The sequence below is a fragment of the Geobacillus sp. CX412 genome (assembly GCF_027942335.1).
Lineage (GTDB): Bacteria > Bacillota > Bacilli > Bacillales > Anoxybacillaceae > Parageobacillus_B > Parageobacillus_B toebii.
In genome coordinates this window covers 1,010,297-1,032,358 of record NZ_CP103461.1, presented here as the reverse complement: position 1 = coordinate 1,032,358, position 22,062 = coordinate 1,010,297, and the positions used below count along the sequence as shown (strand labels likewise).

18 protein-coding genes and 4 pseudogenes are annotated in these 22,062 nt (G+C 44.8%); 4 read left to right on the top strand and 18 right to left on the bottom strand.

The genetic code is table 11. The annotated features are described in order from the left end of the window. Nucleotides 1–113 precede the first annotated feature (113 nt). Entirely contained in the window at nt 114–1,136 is a 1,023-nt protein-coding gene (gene namA / locus NXM86_RS05335; RefSeq protein ID WP_498958706.1) for an NADPH dehydrogenase NamA, read from the top strand. Nucleotides 1,137–1,158: 22 nt separating this feature from the next. Here namA and rnz read toward each other — a convergent pair whose 3' ends face one another. Beyond that, on the bottom strand, nt 1,159–2,085 hold the full coding sequence (gene rnz / locus NXM86_RS05330; RefSeq protein ID WP_498958705.1) for a ribonuclease Z: 927 nt from the start codon (nt 2,083–2,085) through the stop codon (nt 1,159–1,161). Nucleotides 2,086–2,263: 178 nt separating this feature from the next. On the opposite strand from rnz, the gene zwf reads away from it, so the two are divergent. Both zwf and NXM86_RS05320 read left to right on the top strand, forming a co-directional pair. Further along, nucleotides 2,264–3,745 (top strand): glucose-6-phosphate dehydrogenase, encoded by a 1,482-nt coding sequence (gene zwf / locus NXM86_RS05325; protein WP_216368217.1) that lies wholly within the window; start codon nt 2,264–2,266, stop codon nt 3,743–3,745. 20 nt (nt 3,746–3,765) lie between these two features. After that, the gene (locus NXM86_RS05320; RefSeq protein WP_015864405.1) at nt 3,766–4,383 is read left to right on the top strand and encodes a cyclase family protein; all 618 of its coding nucleotides are present in this window, start codon (nt 3,766–3,768) and stop codon (nt 4,381–4,383) included. Between the two features lie 39 nt (nt 4,384–4,422). On the opposite strand, the gene gnd is transcribed toward NXM86_RS05320, so the two are convergent. From gnd to mce, 8 genes and pseudogenes are all read right to left on the bottom strand, one after another. After that, nucleotides 4,423–5,835, bottom strand: a complete 1,413-nt coding sequence (gene gnd, locus NXM86_RS05315) for an NADP-dependent phosphogluconate dehydrogenase (RefSeq protein WP_062752842.1) — start codon at nt 5,833–5,835, stop codon at nt 4,423–4,425. Between the two features lie 187 nt (nt 5,836–6,022). Continuing rightward, on the bottom strand, nt 6,023–6,208 hold the full coding sequence (locus NXM86_RS05310; protein ID WP_498958704.1) for a hypothetical protein: 186 nt from the start codon (nt 6,206–6,208) through the stop codon (nt 6,023–6,025). Nucleotides 6,209–6,365: 157 nt separating this feature from the next. Continuing rightward, entirely contained in the window at nt 6,366–6,782 is a 417-nt protein-coding gene (gene hepT, locus NXM86_RS05305) for a type VII toxin-antitoxin system HepT family RNase toxin (protein ID WP_498958703.1), read from the bottom strand. Further along, nucleotides 6,775–7,172: pseudogene (gene mntA, locus NXM86_RS05300) on the bottom strand (type VII toxin-antitoxin system MntA family adenylyltransferase antitoxin). Before mntA ends, hepT begins: the two are co-directional and overlap by 8 nt. Next, entirely contained in the window at nt 7,172–7,654 is a 483-nt protein-coding gene (locus NXM86_RS05295) for a chemotaxis protein CheW (RefSeq protein WP_015864409.1), read from the bottom strand. Before NXM86_RS05295 ends, mntA begins: the two are co-directional and overlap by 1 nt. Nucleotides 7,655–7,734: 80 nt before the next feature. Then, nucleotides 7,735–8,853 carry a tripeptidase T gene (locus NXM86_RS05290; RefSeq protein WP_062678691.1) on the bottom strand — a complete coding sequence of 373 codons (1,119 nt, stop codon included), beginning with the start codon at nt 8,851–8,853 and terminating at the stop codon, nt 7,735–7,737. A gap of 304 nt (nt 8,854–9,157) precedes the next feature. Continuing rightward, entirely contained in the window at nt 9,158–10,708 is a 1,551-nt protein-coding gene (locus NXM86_RS05285; protein WP_081188266.1) for an acyl-CoA carboxylase subunit beta, read from the bottom strand. A gap of 17 nt (nt 10,709–10,725) precedes the next feature. After that, the gene (gene mce / locus NXM86_RS05280) at nt 10,726–11,148 is read right to left on the bottom strand and encodes a methylmalonyl-CoA epimerase (RefSeq protein WP_015864412.1); all 423 of its coding nucleotides are present in this window, start codon (nt 11,146–11,148) and stop codon (nt 10,726–10,728) included. A 380-nt stretch (nt 11,149–11,528) separates the two neighbouring features. Between mce and prli42 the strand changes: the two genes are divergently transcribed. After that, nucleotides 11,529–11,624, top strand: a complete 96-nt coding sequence (gene prli42 / locus NXM86_RS05275; protein ID WP_015864413.1) for a stressosome-associated protein Prli42 — start codon at nt 11,529–11,531, stop codon at nt 11,622–11,624. 386 nt (nt 11,625–12,010) lie between these two features. Here the strand turns inward: prli42 and NXM86_RS05270 are convergent, their stop codons facing one another. From NXM86_RS05270 to NXM86_RS05230, 9 genes and pseudogenes are all read right to left on the bottom strand, one after another. After that, a complete protein-coding gene (locus tag NXM86_RS05270; protein ID WP_015864414.1) occupies nt 12,011–12,514 on the bottom strand; it encodes a L,D-transpeptidase in 504 nt (167 codons plus the stop codon). A 67-nt stretch (nt 12,515–12,581) separates the two neighbouring features. Beyond that, a pseudogene (locus tag NXM86_RS05265) lies at nt 12,582–13,558 on the bottom strand (aromatic acid exporter family protein). A gap of 66 nt (nt 13,559–13,624) precedes the next feature. Beyond that, complete coding sequence (locus tag NXM86_RS05260; protein WP_015864416.1) at nt 13,625–14,347, bottom strand: amino acid ABC transporter ATP-binding protein; 723 nt, start codon at nt 14,345–14,347, stop codon at nt 13,625–13,627. Beyond that, the gene (locus NXM86_RS05255; protein WP_015864417.1) at nt 14,340–14,999 is read right to left on the bottom strand and encodes an amino acid ABC transporter permease; all 660 of its coding nucleotides are present in this window, start codon (nt 14,997–14,999) and stop codon (nt 14,340–14,342) included. The genes NXM86_RS05260 and NXM86_RS05255 overlap by 8 nt, the downstream gene beginning before the upstream one ends. A gap of 73 nt (nt 15,000–15,072) precedes the next feature. After that, nucleotides 15,073–15,855, bottom strand: coding sequence for a transporter substrate-binding domain-containing protein (locus NXM86_RS05250; RefSeq protein WP_089097897.1), 783 nt, complete (start codon nt 15,853–15,855; stop codon nt 15,073–15,075). A 228-nt stretch (nt 15,856–16,083) separates the two neighbouring features. Further along, a complete protein-coding gene (locus NXM86_RS05245) occupies nt 16,084–16,515 on the bottom strand; it encodes a BrxA/BrxB family bacilliredoxin (protein WP_498958701.1) in 432 nt (143 codons plus the stop codon). 38 nt (nt 16,516–16,553) lie between these two features. After that, nucleotides 16,554–17,653, bottom strand: a pseudogene (gene meaB, locus NXM86_RS05240) (methylmalonyl Co-A mutase-associated GTPase MeaB). Continuing rightward, nucleotides 17,650–19,845, bottom strand: coding sequence for a methylmalonyl-CoA mutase (scpA, locus tag NXM86_RS05235; protein ID WP_015864421.1), 2,196 nt, complete (start codon nt 19,843–19,845; stop codon nt 17,650–17,652). The pseudogene meaB and the gene scpA overlap by 4 nt, the downstream one beginning before the upstream one ends. Then, nucleotides 19,838–21,891 (bottom strand): annotated as a pseudogene (locus tag NXM86_RS05230) (methylmalonyl-CoA mutase family protein). Before NXM86_RS05230 ends, scpA begins: the two are co-directional and overlap by 8 nt. Nucleotides 21,892–22,062 lie beyond the last annotated feature (171 nt).

The following is a 22,062-nucleotide window of genomic DNA, read 5'->3' as shown; positions in this document are numbered from 1 at the left end:
TCCATCTCGCTAATATTGCAAGTGAATTCCTCTTTTGCAAACACATCGTTTTTCTTCATAATAAACGTGCTATCATTTAAATTGAAAACGCATGCTTGGGGGGAAAACGGCCAATGGAAACGATGCTTTTTTCACCGTATACGATACGCGGGGTTACTATCAAAAACCGGATTGTTATGTCTCCTATGTGTATGTATTCTTGCGATACAGAAGATGGAAAAGTACGAAATTGGCATAAAATTCATTATCCGACACGTGCTGTCGGCCAAGTCGGTCTTATTATCGTGGAAGCGACTGCCGTTGCTGCTCAAGGAAGAATTTCGTCACGCGACTTAGGAATCTGGAGCGATGAGCATGTAGATGGATTGCGTGAATTAGTCTCGCTCGTCAAAGAACATGGGGCCAAAATCGGCATCCAGCTTGCCCATGCCGGGCGCAAATCGGAAGTAGATGGAGAAATTATCGCTCCTTCGGCAATTCCATTCAGTGAAAAAACACGCACCCCGAAAGAAATGACGAAAGCAGATATCGAAGAAACGATTCAAGCGTTCCAAAATGGGGCGCGCCGCGCCAAAGAAGCCGGTTTTGATATCATCGAAATTCACGGTGCGCACGGCTATTTGATTAACGAATTTTTGTCGCCGCTGTCGAACAGGCGGCAAGACGAGTACGGCGGTTCACCAGAAAACCGCTACCGCTTTTTAGGAGAAATTATCGATGCCGTAAGAGAAGTATGGGACGGACCGCTCTTTGTGCGCATTTCCGCTTCTGATTACCACCCGGAAGGCTTGACGGTCAAAGATTATGTTCCATATGCAAAACGCATGAAAGAACAAGGAGTCGACCTTATTGACGTAAGCTCTGGAGCAGTGGTTCCTGCAAAGATCCGTGTGTATCCGGGCTACCAAGTTCCGTTTGCGGAAACGATTCGCCGCGAAGCGAATATTGCAACTGGCGCAGTCGGTCTCATTACTTCCGGTCTGCAAGCGGAAGAAATTTTAAGAAACGGCCGGGCCGATTTAGTATTTCTTGCGCGCGAACTGTTACGCAACCCATATTGGCCATACGCCGCCGCAAAAGAGTTGGGAACTGCGATTTCCGCCCCAGTACAATATGAGCGGGGATGGCGTTTCTAAAGCTGCCGATTTTCCGGCAGCTTTATTTTTTTCGCGGAATGATAAAGGAAGAAAAATCGGATGCCAACTCCGTATTCGGAAACAACTTTCTTGCCTGTTCTAGCAGCTCTTCACTTAACACTCCTTGATAGCGGGAACTAATATGAGTTAAAATCAGTCTCTTTACTCCAGCGAGTTTCGCCACTTCCGCCGCTTGGACAGCGGTAGAATGAAAATAATCATAGGCTAAAGCGCTATCCTCTGCCGCAAACGTTGCTTCGTGAACGAGCACATCTGCTTCTTTCGCCAGTTCCACGCTCGCTTCGCAATAGCGTGTATCGCCAAGAATCGTGACAATTCTCCCTTTTTGTGGAGGACCGACAAAATCGCGCCCGTCAATGACCGTACCGTCGTCTAACTGCACCGTTTTCCCTAGCTTAATTTGTTGATAAATAGGACCAGGACGAATGCCGAGCACCTTCAATTTATCTACTAAAAGTGTGCCAGGCAAATCTTTTTCCACAACCCGAAAGCCATAGGAAGGGATGCCGTGATCGAGCTGCTTGGCAATCACTAAAAATCGTTCGTCCTCAAAAATCGTTCCTTCCTCGATTTCGACAACTTGCAGGTCGTATTTCAAACGTGTGTAACTAACGGAAAGCGATATTTCGATAAACGCTTGAATTCCTTTCGGGCCATATATGGTTAACGGTGTATCACCGCCTTGAAAAGAGCGGCTGCCAAGCAATCCCGGCAACCCGAAAATATGATCACCGTGAAGATGGGTGATAAAAATATTTTCAATTCGTCTCGGACGAATGGACGTATGTAAAATTTGATGTTGTGTCGCCTCTCCGCAATCAAATAACCACGTTGCCCCGCGTTCTTCTAATAGCTGCAGCGCAATCGATGATACGTTTCTTTCCTTTGCCGGTACTCCAGCTCCTGTACCTAAAAACAATAATTCCAACGCACCCACTCCTTATGTAAAGCAACTTTTGTCTGTTGTTAGCGTATCAATGTTTCGTGTCTTATTTCAACACTCTTTTACAAAAACATAAAATGTTTGCGTTCATCGCCATAAATCTCTACAATTAATTACTTGAAGAGACAAATTTGGCTAAAGCGAGGTACATATCGTGAACAACATGGATCCGAAATCATTAATTGTGATTTTTGGTGCAACTGGTGACTTAGCAAAACGCAAGTTATTTCCTTCTATTTACCGATTATATGAAAAAGGAAAACTGTCCGAAGAATTTGCCGTTGTCGGTGTCGCACGACGACCGTTATCCAATGATGAGTTTCGCAACTATGTCCGTCAATCAGTGGAAAATGCGCTTAATCAAGAATTAAGCGATCAGCGCTTCGTATCTCATTTTTATTATCATCCATTCGATGTAACCGATACGGCTTCTTACCAGCAATTAAAGTCATTGCTTCAACAGTTAGATGAAATATATCATGTTGATGGAAACCGCATTTTTTATTTAGCGATGGCGCCAGAATTTTTTGGCACGATTACGTCCCGCTTAAAATCGGAAGGTCTTACCGCGACAAACGGCTGGAAGCGGCTCGTCATTGAAAAACCGTTCGGTCATGACCTTCAAAGCGCACAACAACTAAATGAAGAAATTCGTCAATCGTTTTCGGAAAATGAAATTTACCGCATCGACCATTATCTTGGCAAGGAAATGGTGCAAAACATCGAAGTAATCCGTTTTTCGAACGCAATTTTTGAACCGCTTTGGAACAACCGGTTTATTTCTAACATTCAAATTACGTCAAGTGAAACGCTTGGTGTCGAGGACCGCGGACGCTATTACGACCATTCCGGAGCGCTTCGCGATATGGTGCAAAATCACATGCTTCAGATGGTCGCGCTCTTGGCGATGGAACCGCCGATTAAACTGACAACCGATGACATCCGCAACGAAAAAATAAAAGTGCTTCGCGCGCTTCGGCCAATTTCTCACGAGGAAGTAGACCAATACTTTGTACGAGGACAATACGGCAGAGGAATCGTCAACGGAAAAGAAGTCGTAAGCTACCGTGAGGAAAATAACGTCGATCCAAACTCCAATACAGAAACGTTTGTAGCTGGAAAGTTGATGATCGATAATTTCCGTTGGGCCGGCGTGCCGTTTTATATTCGCACAGGCAAACGCATGACAGAAAAATCAACAAAAATTGTGGTCCAATTTAAAGATGTGCCAATGAACTTGTATTATCGGACAAATGAAAAAATCCAGCCAAACTTATTGATTATTCATATTCAGCCGGATGAAGGCATCACCCTTCATTTAAACGGTAAAAAAAGCGGCGAATATATGAAAACAACACCAATTAAATTAGACTACTGCAACAACTGCATCGATGGCATTAACACGCCAGAAGCGTATGAAAAATTGTTATATGACTGCATGCGCGGTGATGCGACAAACTTTACGCATTGGGATGAAGTAGCCGCTTCATGGCAGTTTGTCGACCCTATTTCCGAAGTATGGGAAAATACAAAAGCTATCGATTTTCCAAACTATGAAGCCGGATCGATGGGACCGAAAGCTTCAGATGAATTACTGCAAAAAGATGGATTCCATTGGTGGCCGATTTGCCACCCTAAACAATAACGAAGGGAGCTAATGAAACGATGAAATTTTATGACGTGACCGCACCAATTTTTGAAGGAATGCCTGTCTATAAAAATAAACCGGAAAAGCAACCGAAACTAACGAGCGTGACAAATGATTACGTCACGGAATCCCGTATTGACATGGATGTACATACCGGGACCCATATCGATGCGCCGCTTCATATGGTCAAAGGCGGCGAAACGTTTGAAACGATTTCTCTCGACCGCCTTGTTGGCACATGCAAACTATTCGATCTTACGCATGTGAGCGATAAAATTTCGAAAGAGGATATCGCTTCATTAGATATTCATGAAAATGATTTTGTATTGTTTAAAACGAAAAACTCGCTAGAAGATGCCTTTAATTTTGAATTTATTTATGTTGCTGAAGATGCGGCCCGGTATCTTGCCGATAAAAAAGTTCGTGGTGTCGGCATCGACGCCCTAGGCATTGAACGAAGCCAGCCGGGGCATCCGACGCATAAAACGTTATTTTCCGCAGGTGTGATCGTGATCGAAGGGCTGCGGTTAAAAGACGTTCCAGAAGGCTCATACTTTATGGTCGCAGCACCGCTTAAACTTGTCGGCACGGACGCCGCGCCGGCGCGTGTTATTTTATTTGAAAACATGCAATAAAAAAATTCCCCTTATTGCGAGGCAATAAGGGGAATTTTTTTACTTCTTCAACCACTCTGTATGGAAAACTCCTTCTTTGTCTACACGTTCATATGTGTGCGCGCCAAAGTAGTCGCGCTGTGCTTGAATTAAGTTCGCCGGCAATGTTTCCATCCGGTAGCTGTCATAATATGCTAACGCGCTTGAGAATGCCGGAACTGGAATGCCACGCATAACAGCGATTGCAATGATTTCACGCAGCGCTTCTTGATAATTTTCCACAATTTCTTTGAAATACGGGTCTAACAATAAGTTTGGCAACTGTGGATCGCGATCGTATGCGTCTTTAATTTTTTGCAAAAATTGCGCGCGAATGATGCAGCCGCCGCGGAAAATCATCGCAATATTGCCGTACTGCAAATTCCAGTTATATTCATCAGACGCCGCTTTCATTTGCGCAAAACCTTGGGCATACGAACAAATTTTGCTCATGTACAGCGCACGGCGCACCGCTTCGATAAAGCGGGCACGATCGCCTTCAAACGGTTTGACCGCAGGACCAGAAAGAAGTTTGCTCGCTTTCACCCGTTCGTCTTTCATCGCCGAAATAAAGCGGGCAAACACTGATTCCGTGATGATTGGAAGCGGCACTCCTAGGTCAAGCGCATTTTGGCTTGTCCATTTTCCCGTTCCTTTTTGACCGGCTTTATCTAAAATAACATCGACAAGCGGCTTGCCCGTTTCCTCATCGATCTTTGTAAAAATATCTGCCGTAATTTCGATTAAATAGCTATTTAATTCACCTTTATTCCACTCGGCAAACACTTCATGCAGCTCTTGGGCGTTTAAGCCGAGCACATGCTTTAACAAGAAGTACGCTTCGGCAATAAGCTGCATATCGCCGTATTCAATGCCGTTATGAACCATTTTCACATAATGTCCCGCACCGTCCGGACCGATGTACGTCGTGCACGGCTCGCCATCTACTTTCGCCGCAATCGCTTCGAAAATCGGGCGAACAAGTTCATGCGCTTCTTTTTGGCCACCAGGCATGATGGATGGACCTTTTAACGCGCCTTCTTCGCCGCCCGAAACACCCGTGCCGATAAAGTGAATGCCAAGTTCAGCCAATTCTTTGTTGCGGCGCTGTGTATCTTTGAAATACGTATTGCCGCCATCGATTAAAATATCACCTTTTTCTAGATATGGTTTTAATTGTTCAATGGTTGCGTCCGTCGGTGCGCCCGCTTTCACCATTAACAAAATTTTCCGCGGTTTTTCAAGTGCATTGACAAATTCTTCAATGCTGTATGTACCAACAATATTTTTTCCTTGCGCTTCCTTTAAAAATTCGTCCGTCTTTTCACGGGAACGATTATACACGGCAACTGAATATCCCTTGCTTTCAATATTTAGCGCAAGGTTTTTTCCCATTACTGCTAATCCAATGACGCCAATTTGTTGTTTTGCCATCGTCAAACGTTCCTTTCTATAAACTTTTTATTTTGTTCATGAAAGAACATACCACAGTTCATTTTACCATATCAAGTTTTGAATTACATTTAGAGCAATTTAGAAAAGCTTGCCGCAGACGTAACGCAACACGATGTTTCTTCATAATAAAAAAAGAGTCCTAAAACCAGGACTCTGTAAGATCATCTTAATATCCGCCGTATTGATGGCCGTATGGATAGTGCGGATAGTGCGGAAAGTGATGGTAGTAATGATGGTAATACGGATAGGAAGGATAATGCGGATAATGATAATACGGGTAATGATGATGCGGGTAATGATGATGCGGGTAGTATCCACCAGTCGGATACATTCCAAATTGTCTGTCGTCCATTTAAGATTCCTCCTTTGATATTCCACGTGATAACAATTAGGAAACGAATGAAATCGTTCCTTCCTTTTTCTAGGATATGTGTGGAATACAAAAATGTCTGGGCAAAAATCCTAAATGCATCAAAAACAAAAAGGCCGCGTACAGCAGCCTCTCCTCGTTATTCCGTGCCTTCTTGTGCCAGCACTTGCTTCACATACTCCCGAAAATCATCAAGATGTTTTTCGACAATCATTTGAACGATCTGCAAATTAATTTCCTGATAATCATGGACCGCAATATTGCGAAAACCGACCATTGCTTTCATTTTCTTCATAACCGATTCAGTAATGATATGATTTTTGTAAAGCAATTCGAACGCGTCACGGCTTGTTTGTGGAATGCCTAATTTTTTTTCTGCCACAATATGCATAGCGATATCGATGCTTGCCTCACATGCCCGTTGTATATTCAAAATAATGGAGTCTTGTTTTGTATAGTTTTGTAAATTTTTCGGATTGTTATCATATTCTTCGTTTATTCTTTTGATGCAGCGCTCAATAACGCTAATTTTGTTGAGGATGACATCATTATTCATACACCGCTCCCCTTTTGCGAATCCGCTCGAGAATTTCTGCCCGCTCTTCGTTTAATTTCGCATATTCCTTGAACACTTTCATCTCAAATTGTGCTTTTTATCATCATCGGCACAATACAGCACTTTCCCCTTCCCAACAACTTGCGCTTGAAAAACGGTCGTTGCTTCTTTCAAATCAACTAAGTCAACGTCACAATTCAAGATTGCCGCAAGCTCCCCGGCAATCATAAACCGTTCGTAATGGCTTAATGTTCGTTCGCTTAAAAAAGCAAGATCAATATCGCTATCTTGCCGCGCTTGTTGTTGCGCTTCAGAACCGAAAAGATAGATGACATAAGGATTTATTTTTTTTACAAGAAATTGGACAATGGTTTGAAAATCATGATTCATTAGACTCTCTCCGTTTCTAAGGAAAAAGCCGCACTATAAATATGCTCCTTAATCGCTTTCGTCCCTTCCAAATGGGCAAATAATCGGTTTGGGTCAATTAATGTAATCAACCGCTCCGGCAAGCTGGCGATCCCGACAAGATATGGTGTTTGCTCGTACGCAAGCATATTCACTTGCTTTACTGCTTCTTCCGGAATATCGAGAATCTCTTTCGCCTCATCGACAATAAACGCAACGGAAATATCTTCGGCCTTGGTGACAACAAGACGCGTCCTACCCGTTTCTTCAAAAGGACGACCGTACAACAGTTTTCGCGTATCAAGCACCGGCACCAACTCGCCGCGAATGCGAATGACTCCGACCATATAATCTGGCATTTGCGGAACGATTGTTGGAGCCATCATTTTTTCAATGGAAATGACAAGCTCAACCGGTATCGCATATTGTTCACGCTCCAATTGAAAAACGACAAATTTTTTCATTCGACCGTCTCCCCTCACCGTCTATCGCTCTACTCTATTTCTATATAGAAAGAAGCATCCAAACAATGGATGCTCCGTTATTATTTTGCCACTTCTTCAACGATTGCGACAACCATTTCCGTTAATTTGACAAGCTCTTCAATCGGCATGCGTTCATTCGTCGTATGAATATCTTCGTAGCCAACTGCTAAGTTCACTGTCGGAATGCCAAAACCGGCAATGACGTTCGCATCGCTGCCGCCGCCGCTGCGAAGCAATTCGCACGGACGCCCGATTTTTGCCGCGGCGCGTTTTGCAACCTCCACAACATGGTCGCCGTCGCCGAACTTAAATCCTGGATACATCACCTCGACATCTACTTCGGCGCGTCCTCCCATTTCTTTGGCAACCGTTTCAAATGCCTCTTTCATTTTTGCGACTTGGGCTTCCATCTTTTCCGGCACTAAGGATCGTGCTTCTGCTAAAATATCGACGCGGTCGCAGACGATGTTCGTTTGCGTTCCACCTTCAAAACGGCCGATGTTTGCCGTTGTTTCTTCATCAATGCGGCCGAGCGGCATTTGAGCAATTGCTTTTGCGGCGATCGTAATTGCCGATACGCCTTTTTCAGGAGCGACGCCGGCATGCGCCGTTTTTCCGTAAACAACGACTTTCAATTTTGCTTGTGTCGGCGCGGCAACGACGATGTTTCCGACTTTGCCATCGCTGTCTAACGCATAGCCAAATTTTGCTTGAATCAATGACGGATCGAGCGCTTTCGCTCCGACAAGGCCAGATTCTTCCCCGACCGTAATGATAAATTGAATCGTGCCATGCGGAATGTTTTGCTCTTTTAAGACGCGAATCGCCTCGAACATCGCCGCCAATCCCGCTTTATCGTCCGCTCCTAAAATCGTCGTTCCATCGGTCACGACATATCCATCTTGGATGGACGGCTTCACTCCTTTTCCAGGAACAACGGTATCCATATGGGACGTAAAATAAATCGGGTCTACCCCTTCTTTTGTCGCTTCTAACGTACAAATTAAGTTTCCAGCGCCATGTCCGGTTTTCGCCGCTGCATCATCTTCAATGACATGCAGTCCAAGCGCTTCAAATTTTTGCTTTAATACTTTGGCGATTTCTCCTTCATGCTTTGTCTCCGAATCGATTTGCACGAGTTCCAAAAATTCGTCGACTAAACGTTGCTGATTGATCATGTTCGTTCTTCCTCCTACTTATGTACTCATTTAAAAGTATACCCGATTTAACCAACGATTGCGAAAAATTGTTTTTGAAGAATAAAAAAAGCCCAGTTTCCATGATCGATGCCGATGCCCCTTGACAGCCTGAAAAACACACTCCTGTCAAATCACGTTCTAAAAAGATGGAACGCACTTTAATGTTCGCGGCATAAATATGCCAATAGTTAGCGGTGACTCTTTCTATTTTTGAAAAATAAAAAACGATTCGAATCAATCAAACCCGCCGCCACAGATGATCGTGACAGCGGGTTTCATTGTTTTACAACGGAATATTTCCATGTTTTTTCTTCGGACGTTCCTCGTGTTTATTCCGAAGCATCTCGAGCGCTTGGATGAGTTTGATTCTCGTATCACGCGGATCGATGACATCATCGACCATGCCGTATTTCGCCGCAACGTATGGGTTGGCAAATTTACTGCGATATTCTTCGATCTTTTGCGCCCGCGTTTCTTCCGGATTTGGGCTGTTTTCGATTTCGCTTGCAAAAATGATATTCGCCGCTCCTTGCGGACCCATGACGGCGATTTCCGCATTCGGCCACGCGTAAACGACATCGGCGCCAATCGACTTGCTGTTGAGCGCCACATACGCGCCGCCGTATGCTTTCCGCAAAATGACGGTAATTTTCGGGACGGTCGCCTCAGAATACGCATACAAAATTTTCGCTCCGTGGCGAATGATGCCTCCATGTTCCTGCTTGACGCCCGGGAAAAAGCCAGTGACATCTTCAAATGTAATAATCGGGATGTTAAATGAGTCACAGAAGCGGATAAATCGCGCCGCTTTATCCGATGAATCAATATCAAGACCGCCAGCCATAAATTTCGGCTGATTGCACACAAGCCCGACGACTTCGCCTTTAATGCGAGCAAAACCGATGACAATATTTTTAGCAAAATCTTTTTGTACTTCCATAAACGAACCTTCATCAACGACCTGCAAAATGACGTTGCGCACATCATACGGACGGACTGCGTCAATCGGCACAACATCCGCTAAATCAGGCCGATAATCGTCTCCGTTTGGAATCGGGCCAAACGGCGGTTTTTCTTGATTGTTTTGCGGCAAATAACTTAACAGCTGCCGCACTTTATTAAGCACTTCTTCCTCGGTTGCACCGGAAAAGTGAGCGTTGCCGCTGATCGTGTTGTGGACGCGGGCGCCGCCTAAATCTTCGGCGCTAATTTTTTCCCCTGTCACCGCTTCGATCACTTTCGGTCCTGTAATAAACATTTGGCTCGTTTTTTCCACCATAAAGACAAAATCGGTGATCGCCGGCGAATATACGGCACCACCCGCACAAGGCCCCATGATTACAGAAATTTGCGGAATGACACCGGAATAAATCGAGTTACGGTAGAAAATATGGCCATAACCATCTAACGACAAGACCCCTTCTTGAATGCGCGCCCCGCCTGAATCGTTGAGACCAATTACAGGTGCGCCTGTTTTTGCGGCTAAATCCATAATATTCGCAATTTTTTTCGCGTGCATTTCTCCAAGCGCACCGCCGAATACGGTAAAATCTTGGGAAAAGACAAATACGGTGCGGCCGTTGATTTTCCCATATCCGGTCACAACGCCGTCTCCTGGGCCTTTTTTTCCATCTAAACCGAAATCGGTACAACGATGCTCGATAAATGGATTCAGTTCCACAAATGTTCCTTCATCAAGAAGCAAATCAATACGCTCACGGGCTGTCAGTTTTCCTTTGGCGTGCTGCTTTTCAATTTTATCGTCACCGCCGCCTAATTCGATTTCGCGGCGGCGGTCGTATAACTCATTAATTTTATCATACATGTCTGTCATTATTGTTGTATTTGCCATTATTGCTGCACCTCCGCATCCGTCTTTTCGCAAAGTTCATACAAAACGCCTCCTGTTGATTTCGGATGCATAAACGCAACGAGCGCCCCGCCAGCGCCGCGTTTTGGTGCATCTTGAATCATGCGAATTCCTTTTTCCTTTAATTCATTAATACGTTCTTGAATATGATCAACACCAAGTGCAACGTGATGAATTCCTTCTCCTCGTTTTTCGATAAACTTAGCGATCGCACTATCTGGCGACGTCGGCTCTAATAATTCAATTTTTGTCTCTCCTGCCTTTAAAAAAGCGACTTTTACTTTTTCTGATTCCACTTCCTCGATGCCAAGCAACTTCAGCTGCAAAATATCGGCATAAAATGGCAACGCTTTCTCGATAGACTTAACGGCAATTCCAACATGGTCTACTTTTTTTACATCCATTGTCCAATCCCCTTTGCTGTAGAATGTTGCGAACATTAAGTATATTCGCTATTTCGACAAAAAATCCTGCTTTTTCTCTTACAATCATGGACAAGTTTTTCCCTTGTCCCCCTGTTTTCATCACGGTACAATGATAGACAGGAACGTTTGTAATAAGGAGGTGTGGACCTGGTTACTAAAATCGTTGTCGTGTACTGATCGATGGAAGGAATGGTGCACGACAGGTGCCGTCGCTGACAGCGATCCACGGGGTATCTTTCACAGCAGGTGAGACATAAGGACTCCCTTCCTGATGGAACCCAGGTGTTTCCTGAGCGGCAAGCAGTTTTGCTGGTTCCATCGCGATGAATCGATTTTTATATTAGTAACCAGGAACGGAAATGTCCCGCAAAAAAACACAAAAATTAGTCGTTTATTTAATGCTGATCGCTATGCTCATCACAACGATTTTAACCGGCATCAGCATGTGGGTTTAATAAGAAAAGCGAAGGCGGCGCGATTAGCTCTCGAAGCGAAATGTTCTTCGCCCGCAGAAGTGCTTGCACTTCAAGGGCGAAGGTTATTTCGCACAAGAGAGCTAGCCGCCGAAACTAGACAATAAGAAAAGCGAAGGGCGACTGCTTATCGGCGAAACGCGCTGGAGGGCCTGCGAGGAGGCTGTCGCCGCCACAGCAGGACCGAAGCGTCGCGAGCCGATGGCGCCCGAAGCTAGACAATAAAGAAAAGCGAAGGCGGCCCAATTTCGCCTAAAGGCTGCCCATATCCTTCGTGTGGTGAATGTTGCCTTCTTGGCTTTGCGAAACACTTTTTTGTAGATGCAAAAAGGGCAAGCTTCATTATTGCGGAGCTTGCCCTTTTATAGTCATAGTGCGCCATACCGTTTGGCAATTGCATAAAACGATTCGTTGCTGCGAACAATCACTACTTTTGTGCCAATCGGGATTTTTTCATACAATTGTTCGACATCGCGATTGTACATGCGCACACAGCCTTTCGATACATATTTTCCGATGGATGATGGATTATTCGTTCCATGAATCCCATATATGCGTCCGTCCGTTCCTCTAGCATTAAATCCAACCCACCGTGTTCCAAGCGGATTGTTCGGCGCACCGCCCGGGATATTTTGTTTGCGATAATATGGGTTTTCCGCCTTGACAGTAACCATAAACAATCCTTCTGGCGTTAGTGACTCATTAAAACCAGTGGCGACAGGATATACGGCTTCAATTTTTCCGTTATGAATAAAGGCGAGTTGATTGACCGCCTTATTGATAATAATAAACGGTTTTGTTTCTGCCGTCCCGGAAGCGGGGATGGATAAAAATGAAAATAACATAAGCATCATTGTTAATATAAAGCGCATATTTCCCACACCCTTTGTTTTTCTTTGTTATAGTGTGAGGCAAAAGGGGAGTGGGCATACATATTTGTTACATGGCAGCAGAAGCCCGTTTTTTTCCTTCTGAAACACGAAATTGACTTTTTATAATCAAATATTGTTCAAGTTCTTTCACCAAGTGCAGCAAAGCAGCCCGTTCCTCAAATTCTTCTCGCGTTTTTGGAAGAGGCATTGTTTCAAACCTTTTTTTCATACGATGAAGTTCACGAAGAAAGCGGTCTGCCGTATTTCCCGGATGAACGGCATCGCTTAATTTGTCGATAAAATCGGCGACAATGTTGCGTTGCTCCACCGTATAAGTGAGTGATGTGACAAGCGGCAATACTCGTTCAATAATTTCCAATTGCTTCTCCCGCATTAGAAAATAATGATAATATCCTTCTTCACTTCGCAGCATATGATTTTCAACATTTCTTATCGCAAGCAGTTTTGCCTTTGTAAAATATCTCCTGCTAGCGTCAATTCTTTTCCATCCCAATCGATTTCATTGGTGCGCAAATAACGAACGATCTCCTTCAGAATAATGCGAAATAAATCTTCAACAATGCGCTGATATTCCTTTAATTGCTTTTCCGCACTTGGCATATACATATTCATTAATAAGGCAACACTAATGCCGATTAAAATAAGCAACAATTCATTGCAAATAATTTCCCACGTAAACTTCCTTGCTGCGTACAAATGGAGAATAATAACCGAACTTGTCGCAATCCCTTCATTTACTTTTAACCACACTGTTGTTGGAATAAAAAAGAGCAGCATCAATCCGACGGTAAACGGATAATACCCAATTCCTTGAAAGAAAATATATGAAAACAGCATCGCGACAACACATGCGACAAAACGAGCCCATGCGGCTTTTAACGATCTTTTTTTCGTTACTTGAACGCATAAAATCGTAATGATGCCGGCAGAAGCAAAATTATGTAATCCCGCTAGCTGAGCGATGCTAATTGAAAGCGCGGTGCCTATTGCTGTTTTCGCTGTGCGATATCCAATCTTCACCATTTTTTTACTCTCCTGCTTAAAAAAGTAAAAAGATGATCCAAGGGACCATCTTTTTATTGTACTTGATTATAGCATCTTTTCAAGGAATTCTTGAGCCCGCTTGCTTTTCGGAGATGTGAAAAATTCTTGCGGGGGCGCGTCCTCGACGAGCTGGCCGCCGTCTAAAAACAACACCCGGTCGGCAACTTCGCGGGCAAAGCCCATTTCATGCGTAACAATCGCCATCGTCATTCCCGTATGGGCAAGCGACTTCATGACTTCAAGCACTTCTTTGACCATTTCCGGATCCAACGCTGACGTTGGTTCGTCAAACAACATTACATCCGGCGACATGGCAAGCGCCCTCGCAATCGCTACGCGCTGTTTTTGGCCTCCCGACAGCCGGCTTGGATATTCGTTTGCCTTTTGTTCCAATCCGACCTTTTTCAACAGTTCGATTCCTTTCGCTTCCGCTTCGGCCTTTGTCATTCCTTTTACTTTAATCGGCGCATACGTGACGTTTTCAAGCACGGTCATATGCGGAAACAAATGGAAATGCTGAAACACCATGCCGACATGCTGGCGCACTTTCATGATGTTTGTCTTTTTATCTGTAATTTCCTCGTCACCGATCCAAATTCTCCCCCTTGTCGGTTCTTCCAACAAGTTTAAGCAGCGTAAAAACGTGGATTTTCCTGACCCAGATGGACCGATAACCGCCACTACTTCGCCTTGCTTAATCGTTGTTGTAATTCCTTTTAATACTTCTAATTTGCCAAACGATTTATGCAAATCTTCTACTTTAATCACTTTTTCTCAATCTCCCTTCTAACGCTTTGCCAAGCAGCGTAAGAAGCATGACTAAAACGTAGTAAATAAGCCCGGCAATCAACAGCGGCTCAATATACCGATACACTTGTCCGCCAACGATGTAAGCACGCCGCATGACATCCATCGCTCCAATTACCGTTACGACGGCAGATTCTTTCGTCAATGTAATAAATTCATTCATCAATGCCGGCAAAATATTTTTCAGCGCTTGCGGCAAAATAATATCACGCATCATTAGCTTGTACGGAACACCAAGCGCCAGCGCCGCTTCCCGCTGCCCTTTATCAACGGCTAAAATGCCGGCGCGGATGATTTCAGAAACATAGGCGGCAGAGTTTAGCCCGAACGCGATGACCGCTGCGGGAAATGCGTCAATTTCAACACCGGTAAGCTGCGGTATTCCAAAATAAATAAGGACAAGCTGCAACACAAGCGGCGTGCCGCGAAATACGGATGTATACGCATCGGCAAACCATGTCAAAACCTTCATTCTACCAATTTTCATTAACGCTAAAATAACTCCAAGCACAAACCCTAACAACACCGCGAAAACGACAATTTTTAATGTAACTGCAATTCCTGCTAATATAAATGGAATTGATGGAACAATTTGTGAAAAATCTAAGTTCACCGACCCTTCATCCTTCCTTGCAACATAGTGAAAACGTTCAAAAAGGACCCCCCCTTTTTGAACGCATTACAAATTATTGGTCAAACCATTTTTTAATCAACTTGTCCACTTCGCCGTTTTTGATCTTTTCTTGCAATACTTTATTAAACTCATCGCGAAGCTTGCTTCCTTTTGGAAAAGCAATCGCATATCCTGATTTTTCTTTGTCTGTCGGGATTGTATGACCTTCTAGTTTGCCATTGCTGCTATCTAGATATCCTTTTGCAACTGTATCTTCGATAATTGCTGCATCAAAGCGCCCTGCTTGAATCTCTTGAATTAACTCCGGAATGCGGTTGCGGCTTTCAATTTTCATGTCAACTTTTTTTGCAATTTTATTTGCTTCTCCTTCTTGAATCGAGCCGGTTTGAACACCAACCGTTTTTCCTTTTAAATCCTCAACTGTTTTAATGCCGCTTCCTTTCTTGGAAACGATCATGTTTCGCGCTACATAATACACATCCGAGAAATCAACGTTTTTCTTGCGTTCTTTCGTTGGAGTCATCCCCGCTAATACAAAATCTACTTTTCCTGACTGCAGTGCTGGGATAAGACCGCTAAAATCCATATCAACAATTTGAACGTCATATCCCAATTCTTTCGCAATCATTTTCGCCAAATCGACATCAAATCCGATAATTTCATTGCCTTTTGTGGTATCGATATATTCAAATGGCGCATAGTCGGCGGAAGTACCCATTCTTAACACTTTCTTTTGTTCTCCGCTTCCGTTTTTCTGTTCTCCGCCTGTGCCGCATGCCGAGAGCAAACCAATTAATAAAATGCTAGCAATAAAAAGCAACAATGATTTTTTCATACGGTGTCTCTCCCTCTCTTCTCAAAAGTTTAAATAATTTTTATAATATTGCGAAATAAGTTTTGAAGATTAATAAAATACATACTTGTTTTTTTGAATATATATTCTATGTTTTGTATATTAACACACATAGTAATAATTATGCAATCTATTTTTTAATTATAAATAAATTATTTTTGCTTTTTGAGAATAACAAAATAAATAACGGAGCTGAAAAATTCAGCTCCGTTATACTTCATCGCAATATTGATCAAACGCCGCCTGCAGCTTTTGGACGACTTCGATCGGCTCGTGCCCTTCGATTTCATGACGATGAATCATCGTACAAAGCTTGCCGTCCTTTAGTAAAGCGAAAGATGGAGAAGAAGGCGGCTGTCCTTCAAAATATTCCCTTGCTCGCGCTGTCGCCTCTTTATCTTGTCCGGCAAATACGGTCACAAGATGATCCGGACGTTTGTCATAATGAATTGCATGCGCCGCTGCAGGACGGGCAATGCCCCCCGCACAGCCGCATACCGAGTTAATCATTACAAGCGTTGTGCCTGGACGCTTAAATGCGGCATCGACTTCTTCAGGAGTGCGCAGCTCTTCAAAGCCGGCCTCAACGATTTCCCGACGTGCTTGCTCCACAATATCATTAAATAGTGGAAATTGAAACATGCTAAACACCTCCTTTTTTATCGTATCACATTTTTCCATTAAGACCTACTTTCATACAACGCAATCAGTTCCCGTACCGCAGAAGTAACGGACTGGGTTCCAGAAATAACGTTATTTTCAATGACCGGCAGCTTCTCTTTTACCGCGGGATGGGAAAAGAAACTCGTTTCTAAATAATCTTTGATCATCGAGTAAATCCAATCTTTTTGCTGATGGCGCCGGCGCATGTCAAACACGCCTGACCGTTTTGTCGTTTCCACAAACTTCTCGATGACGCGCCAAATTTCTTCGATTCCTTCCCCTAAAAGCGCCGAGCATGTATATGCTTTTGTCTCCCATCCAGGTGTTGCCGGACGCAAATAATGAAGAATTTGATTATATTCTTTTTGCGCTGCCAGCGCTTTTGGCTTATTGTCCCCATCCGCCTTGTTAATGACGATCGCATCCGTTAATTCCATAATTCCGCGTTTATTCCTTGCAGTTCGTCACCGGCGCCTGTTAAAACAAGCATTAAAAAGAAATCGACCATGCCGCGTACGACAAATTCGCTTTGCCCGACACCGACCGTTTCTACCAAAATAACATCATATCCTGCCGCTTCGCAAAGCATCATCGTCTCACGCGTTTTTCGATGCACACCGCCGAGCGCTCCTCCTGATGGCGACGGACGGATAAATGCACGCGGATGGCGCGCTAACGACTCCATCCGCGTTTTATCGCCAAGAATACTGCCGCCTGTTAAAGAACTGCTCGGGTCAACCGCTAATACGGCAACACGGTGCCCTTGTTCGCATAAAAACGTGCCAAACGCTTCAATAAACGTGCTTTTTCCTGCTCCCGGCACGCCGGTGATGCCAATGCGGATCGATTTTCCGACATGTGGAAGCAGTTCGTTTAACACTTGTTGGGCAATGTCCATATGCTTGGGCGCATTGCTCTCAACAAGGGTGATTGCCTGGGCTAAAATCGTGCGGTCATTGTTCAACACGCCTTCGACATATTCTTTTACTGACCTTTCTTTCCGCTTCACCCAACGTTTTGGCGAAGCGGAAGCAGTGGTTTTCACATAAGCGGTCGCAAACTCATTTTCTCTCTCTTTTTCCACCCATTCAGGGCGATGCGTCCATTCGCCGTTCATTGCCTCACTTCCTCGTAGCCGAGACGTTTATAAATTTCTTTCAATACTTTTTCCGCTGCGGTTGGAATGACCGTGCCTGGTCCGAAAATCGCCGCCGCTCCATGCTCATACAAAAATTCATAGTCTTGCGGCGGAATAACGCCGCCGACGACGACAATAATGTCTTCGCGTCCAAGCTTCCGCAATTCCTCCACTAATTGCGGCAATAATGTTTTATGCCCGCCAGCAAGCGAACTGATCCCAACGACATGGACGTCGTTTTCGACCGCCTGACGCGCCGTTTCTTCCGGAGTTTGGAACAATGGACCAATATCGACGTCAAATCCTAAGTCGGCAAAGGCAGTGGCGATCACTTTCGCTCCTCGGTCATGGCCGTCTTGCCCCATTTTCGCTACCATTAAACGCGGACGGCGGCCTTCTAATTCATAAAATTCATTAGTCATTTTCTTTACTCGCTCGAATTGTTCTTCATTTGTGAATTCGGAGCTGTACACCCCGCTAATCGAGCGAATGACCGCTTTGTGTCGCTTCGCTACTTTTTCGATCGCGTACGAAATTTCGCCTAATGTCGCGCGGGCGCGCGCTGCCTGTACGGCAAGCTCGAGCAAGTTTCCTTCTCCCGTTTCCGTTGCTTTTGTAATCGCGTCAAGCGCTTCCTGCACTTTTTGTTCATCACGGGAAGCGCGCAGCTGTTTTAATTTTTCGATTTGCCGCATCCGAACCGCCGTATTGTCGACTTCTAAAATCTCGATTGGTTCTTCTTTTTCCGGGCGATATTTGTTGACGCCGATAATCGTTTCCGCACCAGAATCGATTCTCGCTTGGCGTCTTGCCGCCGCTTCCTCGATGCGCATTTTCGGAAGCCCCGTTTCAATCGCTTTCGCCATGCCTCCAAGGCTTTCGATTTCTTCAATATGCTTCCACGCGCGATTCATCAATTCGTTCGTTAACGTTTCCACATAGTAAGAACCTGCCCATGGGTCAATGACATTGCAAATGCCTGTTTCATCTTGCAAGTAAAGCTGTGTATTGCGGGCAATGCGCGCGGAGAAATCAGTCGGAAGCGCGATCGCTTCATCGAGCGCGTTCGTATGAAGCGACTGCGTATGCCCAAGCGCAGCGGCGTGCGCTTCAATACATGTACGCACAACGTTGTTAAATGGATCTTGCTCGGTTAAGCTCCAGCCAGATGTTTGCGAATGCGTCCGCAATGCGAGCGATTTTGGATTTTTCGGATTGAACGTTTTCATCATTTTTGCCCACATAATGCGCGCCGCACGCATTTTCGCGACTTCCATGAAATAGTTCATGCCGATTGCCCAGAAGAATGACAATCTTGGCGCGAACGAGTCAATATCAATTCCTGCTTTTAATCCTGTACGAACATATTCTAATCCGTCCGCAAGCGTATACGCCAATTCAATATCCGCCGGCGCTCCCGCTTCTTGCATATGATATCCGGAAATGCTGATGCTGTTAAACTTTGGCATGTATTTGGAAGTGTATTCAAAAATGTCAGCGATAATGCGCATCGACGTTTCCGGAGGATAAATATACGTGTTGCGCACCATATATTCTTTTAAAATATCGTTTTGAATCGTTCCGGAAAGCTTATCTTGCGTGACGCCTTGCTCTTCGGCGGTGACGATATAAAATGCCATAATTGGCAGCACCGCGCCGTTCATGGTCATCGATACCGATATTTGATCAAGCGGAATGCCGTCAAACAAAATTTTCATATCTAAAATCGAATCGACCGCCACTCCCGCTTTGCCGACGTCACCAACGACGCGCGGATGGTCGGAGTCATAGCCGCGGTGGGTCGCAAGGTCAAACGCAACGGACAGCCCCTTTTGCCCCATCGCTAAGTTGCGTCGATAAAATGCGTTGCTTTCTTCCGCCGTCGAAAACCCTGCGTATTGCCGGATCGTCCACGGCCGATTCACGTACATCGATGGATACGGTCCGCGCAAATACGGTGGAATTCCCGGCATATAATCAAGAAAATCAAAGCCTTCGATATCTTTTTTCGTATATAGCGGTTTTACGGTGATATGTTCATTTGTTTGAAACAATAAGTCATCGATGGACGCGCGCACTTTTTCTTCGATCGCCTGCTTCCATTGCTGTTCATCTGCCGTTTTTTTCGGCATGCGCAGCGAAATATTTGTAAAATCTACCTTTTTACTCATTGAGGTCCACCCCCATTTCCTTCATAAACGATACAATCGTTTCATAACAATTCGAACCGATGTGAATAAAACCATCCACGCCAGCTTGCACGAATGATTGTTCCACATCCGGCGCTTGCTTTCCAGCCACGTACAGCTTTACATTTGAATTCGCTTGCTTTAACGCTTTCGCGATGGCAGGAACGATGTCCGTGTAGCTTTCATCAGATCCGCAAATAATATAATGCGTGCCGTTTGCGTTTATTGCTTCCGACACCGCTTTCTCAGCGGTATGTATCCCTTCGCTTTTCACTACTGCCATGCCGCCGGCTTCAAAAAGCCGGTAATAAAATCGGCGCGTGCTTTATAGTTTGGAATGGAGCCAATGTTAATTAAATGCACCGTCGGACGCGCTCCATGTTTTTCAAGATGAGCTTCCGAAGCTTTGCGCAGTTGTTCAAACGGTTCAGCCAAGCGCCATTGTTTGATCGGCTTGACGCTTACGGATGCTTCATCTGCTTTTAATGCCGCTTCGATTTCCTGAGCGGTTGCTCGACGAACTGCCATAAAAATAGCTGTCTCGATCCATCGTTTTTCACCGAATCCCGCTTGCAATTGTGCGACGTTTTCTTCGTTTAGCGCGGAAGAAGATAGTTGTTTTTCATCGTTTTCGTTGTTTTCACTCGCTTTTTGCACAGGCGCTTCCGCTAAGTTGGCGTAAAAGTTCGTTCCAACAATCTTTTCTTTCCGTTTTTTCACATTATTTTTTCGCTGTTCGGCGACGTTTTCCACTTCTGCTTGTACAAAACCGTCTTGAAGTGCTTTCACGATACCGCCTTTTTCTTCGATTTGCTGGAACAGCTTCCACGCCTCTTCCGCCACTTGCGCCGTCAATGTTTCGACATAGTACGAACCGCCGGCCGGATCGATGACATTGGCGATATGCGCTTCTTCCAACAAAATAAGCTGTGTATTGCGGGCGATTCTTCGAGAAAATTCGTCCGCGCGTCCAATCGCTTCATCAAACGGAGAGACGTGAAGACTGTCGGCGCCGCCAATGGTTGCGGCGAACGCTTCCGCCGTCGCCCGAAGCATGTTTACATATGGATCGTAAACCGTTTTCGTAAAATAAGACGTGCGCGCATGCATCGCGATTTTTTGCGATGATTCGCTGCCGCCAAACGCCTGTACGATGTTGGACCAAACAAGTCTTGCTGCGCGAAGCTTTGCGATTTCCATAAAAAAGTTCGAACCGATTGCAAACGAAAAGTGGATTTGCGGCGCAATGGCATCAATCACCAATCCTCTGTCCAAGCATGCACGAATATATTCCACCGCTGTTGCGAACGCAAACGCTAATTCTTGAACCGCGTTTGCCCCGCCGTTATGGTACGGTTCGCCGCGGACAATGACCGTCTTTACACCCTGCATGTTTTCTTTTGTCCATTTCGTCACATCGGCCATCACGTCATACAATGCCGCAAGCGGGGTTGAAAGCTGGCCTTTTTCCGCAAGTGCACCGACTGGATCCATCCCAATCGTTCCGCGCACTGCGTCAAATGGTATTTGCTGTTTTTGCAAATAGGCGGCAAGCAATGCCAAAAATGAAAGCGATTGTACCCCCGCATCGATGCGAAGCGAATATTTATCCAAAGAAATGCCGGAAAACATGGCTTCGATATCGTCAACCGATGTTACCGGAAAACCTAGCCGTTCCAACACGATATGGATTTCCGTTTGCCCTCTTTCCAAATCGTGTTTAACGATTTCATTCCACTCCGTCGGACTGCTAGCTGAAATTTCCTGGCTGACCTTCCACGGCTCGCGAATATATCCGTTCGGCTTGGTTCCGCGAACATAGCCCGGAAAACCTGGATACTGTTCGACATGAGCAAGCGACTCTATGTCCTGACGCGTATAAATGGGTTTAATCGTGATATTTTCATATGTAGTCGAATAAAGTTTTTCGAATGGCTTCCCTTTTAACGACTTCTCGACTTCCTGTTTCCATTCCTCGAAGCTTGGAATGGGAAACGACTGCTGCTTCATCGCTGAAATATCGCTCACTGCGTTCTCCCCCTTATATCTTTTCTCCCATCCTTTAGAAATCGCTTTCTTTTTTCATTTTTAAAAATATTGCTGATATTTTTATTGTAATATATGAGGAGAGTTCTAGCAATGAACAAAACACAATCCGTCTTTTGATAATTTATCAAAATAAACGGCAAATATCAGGAA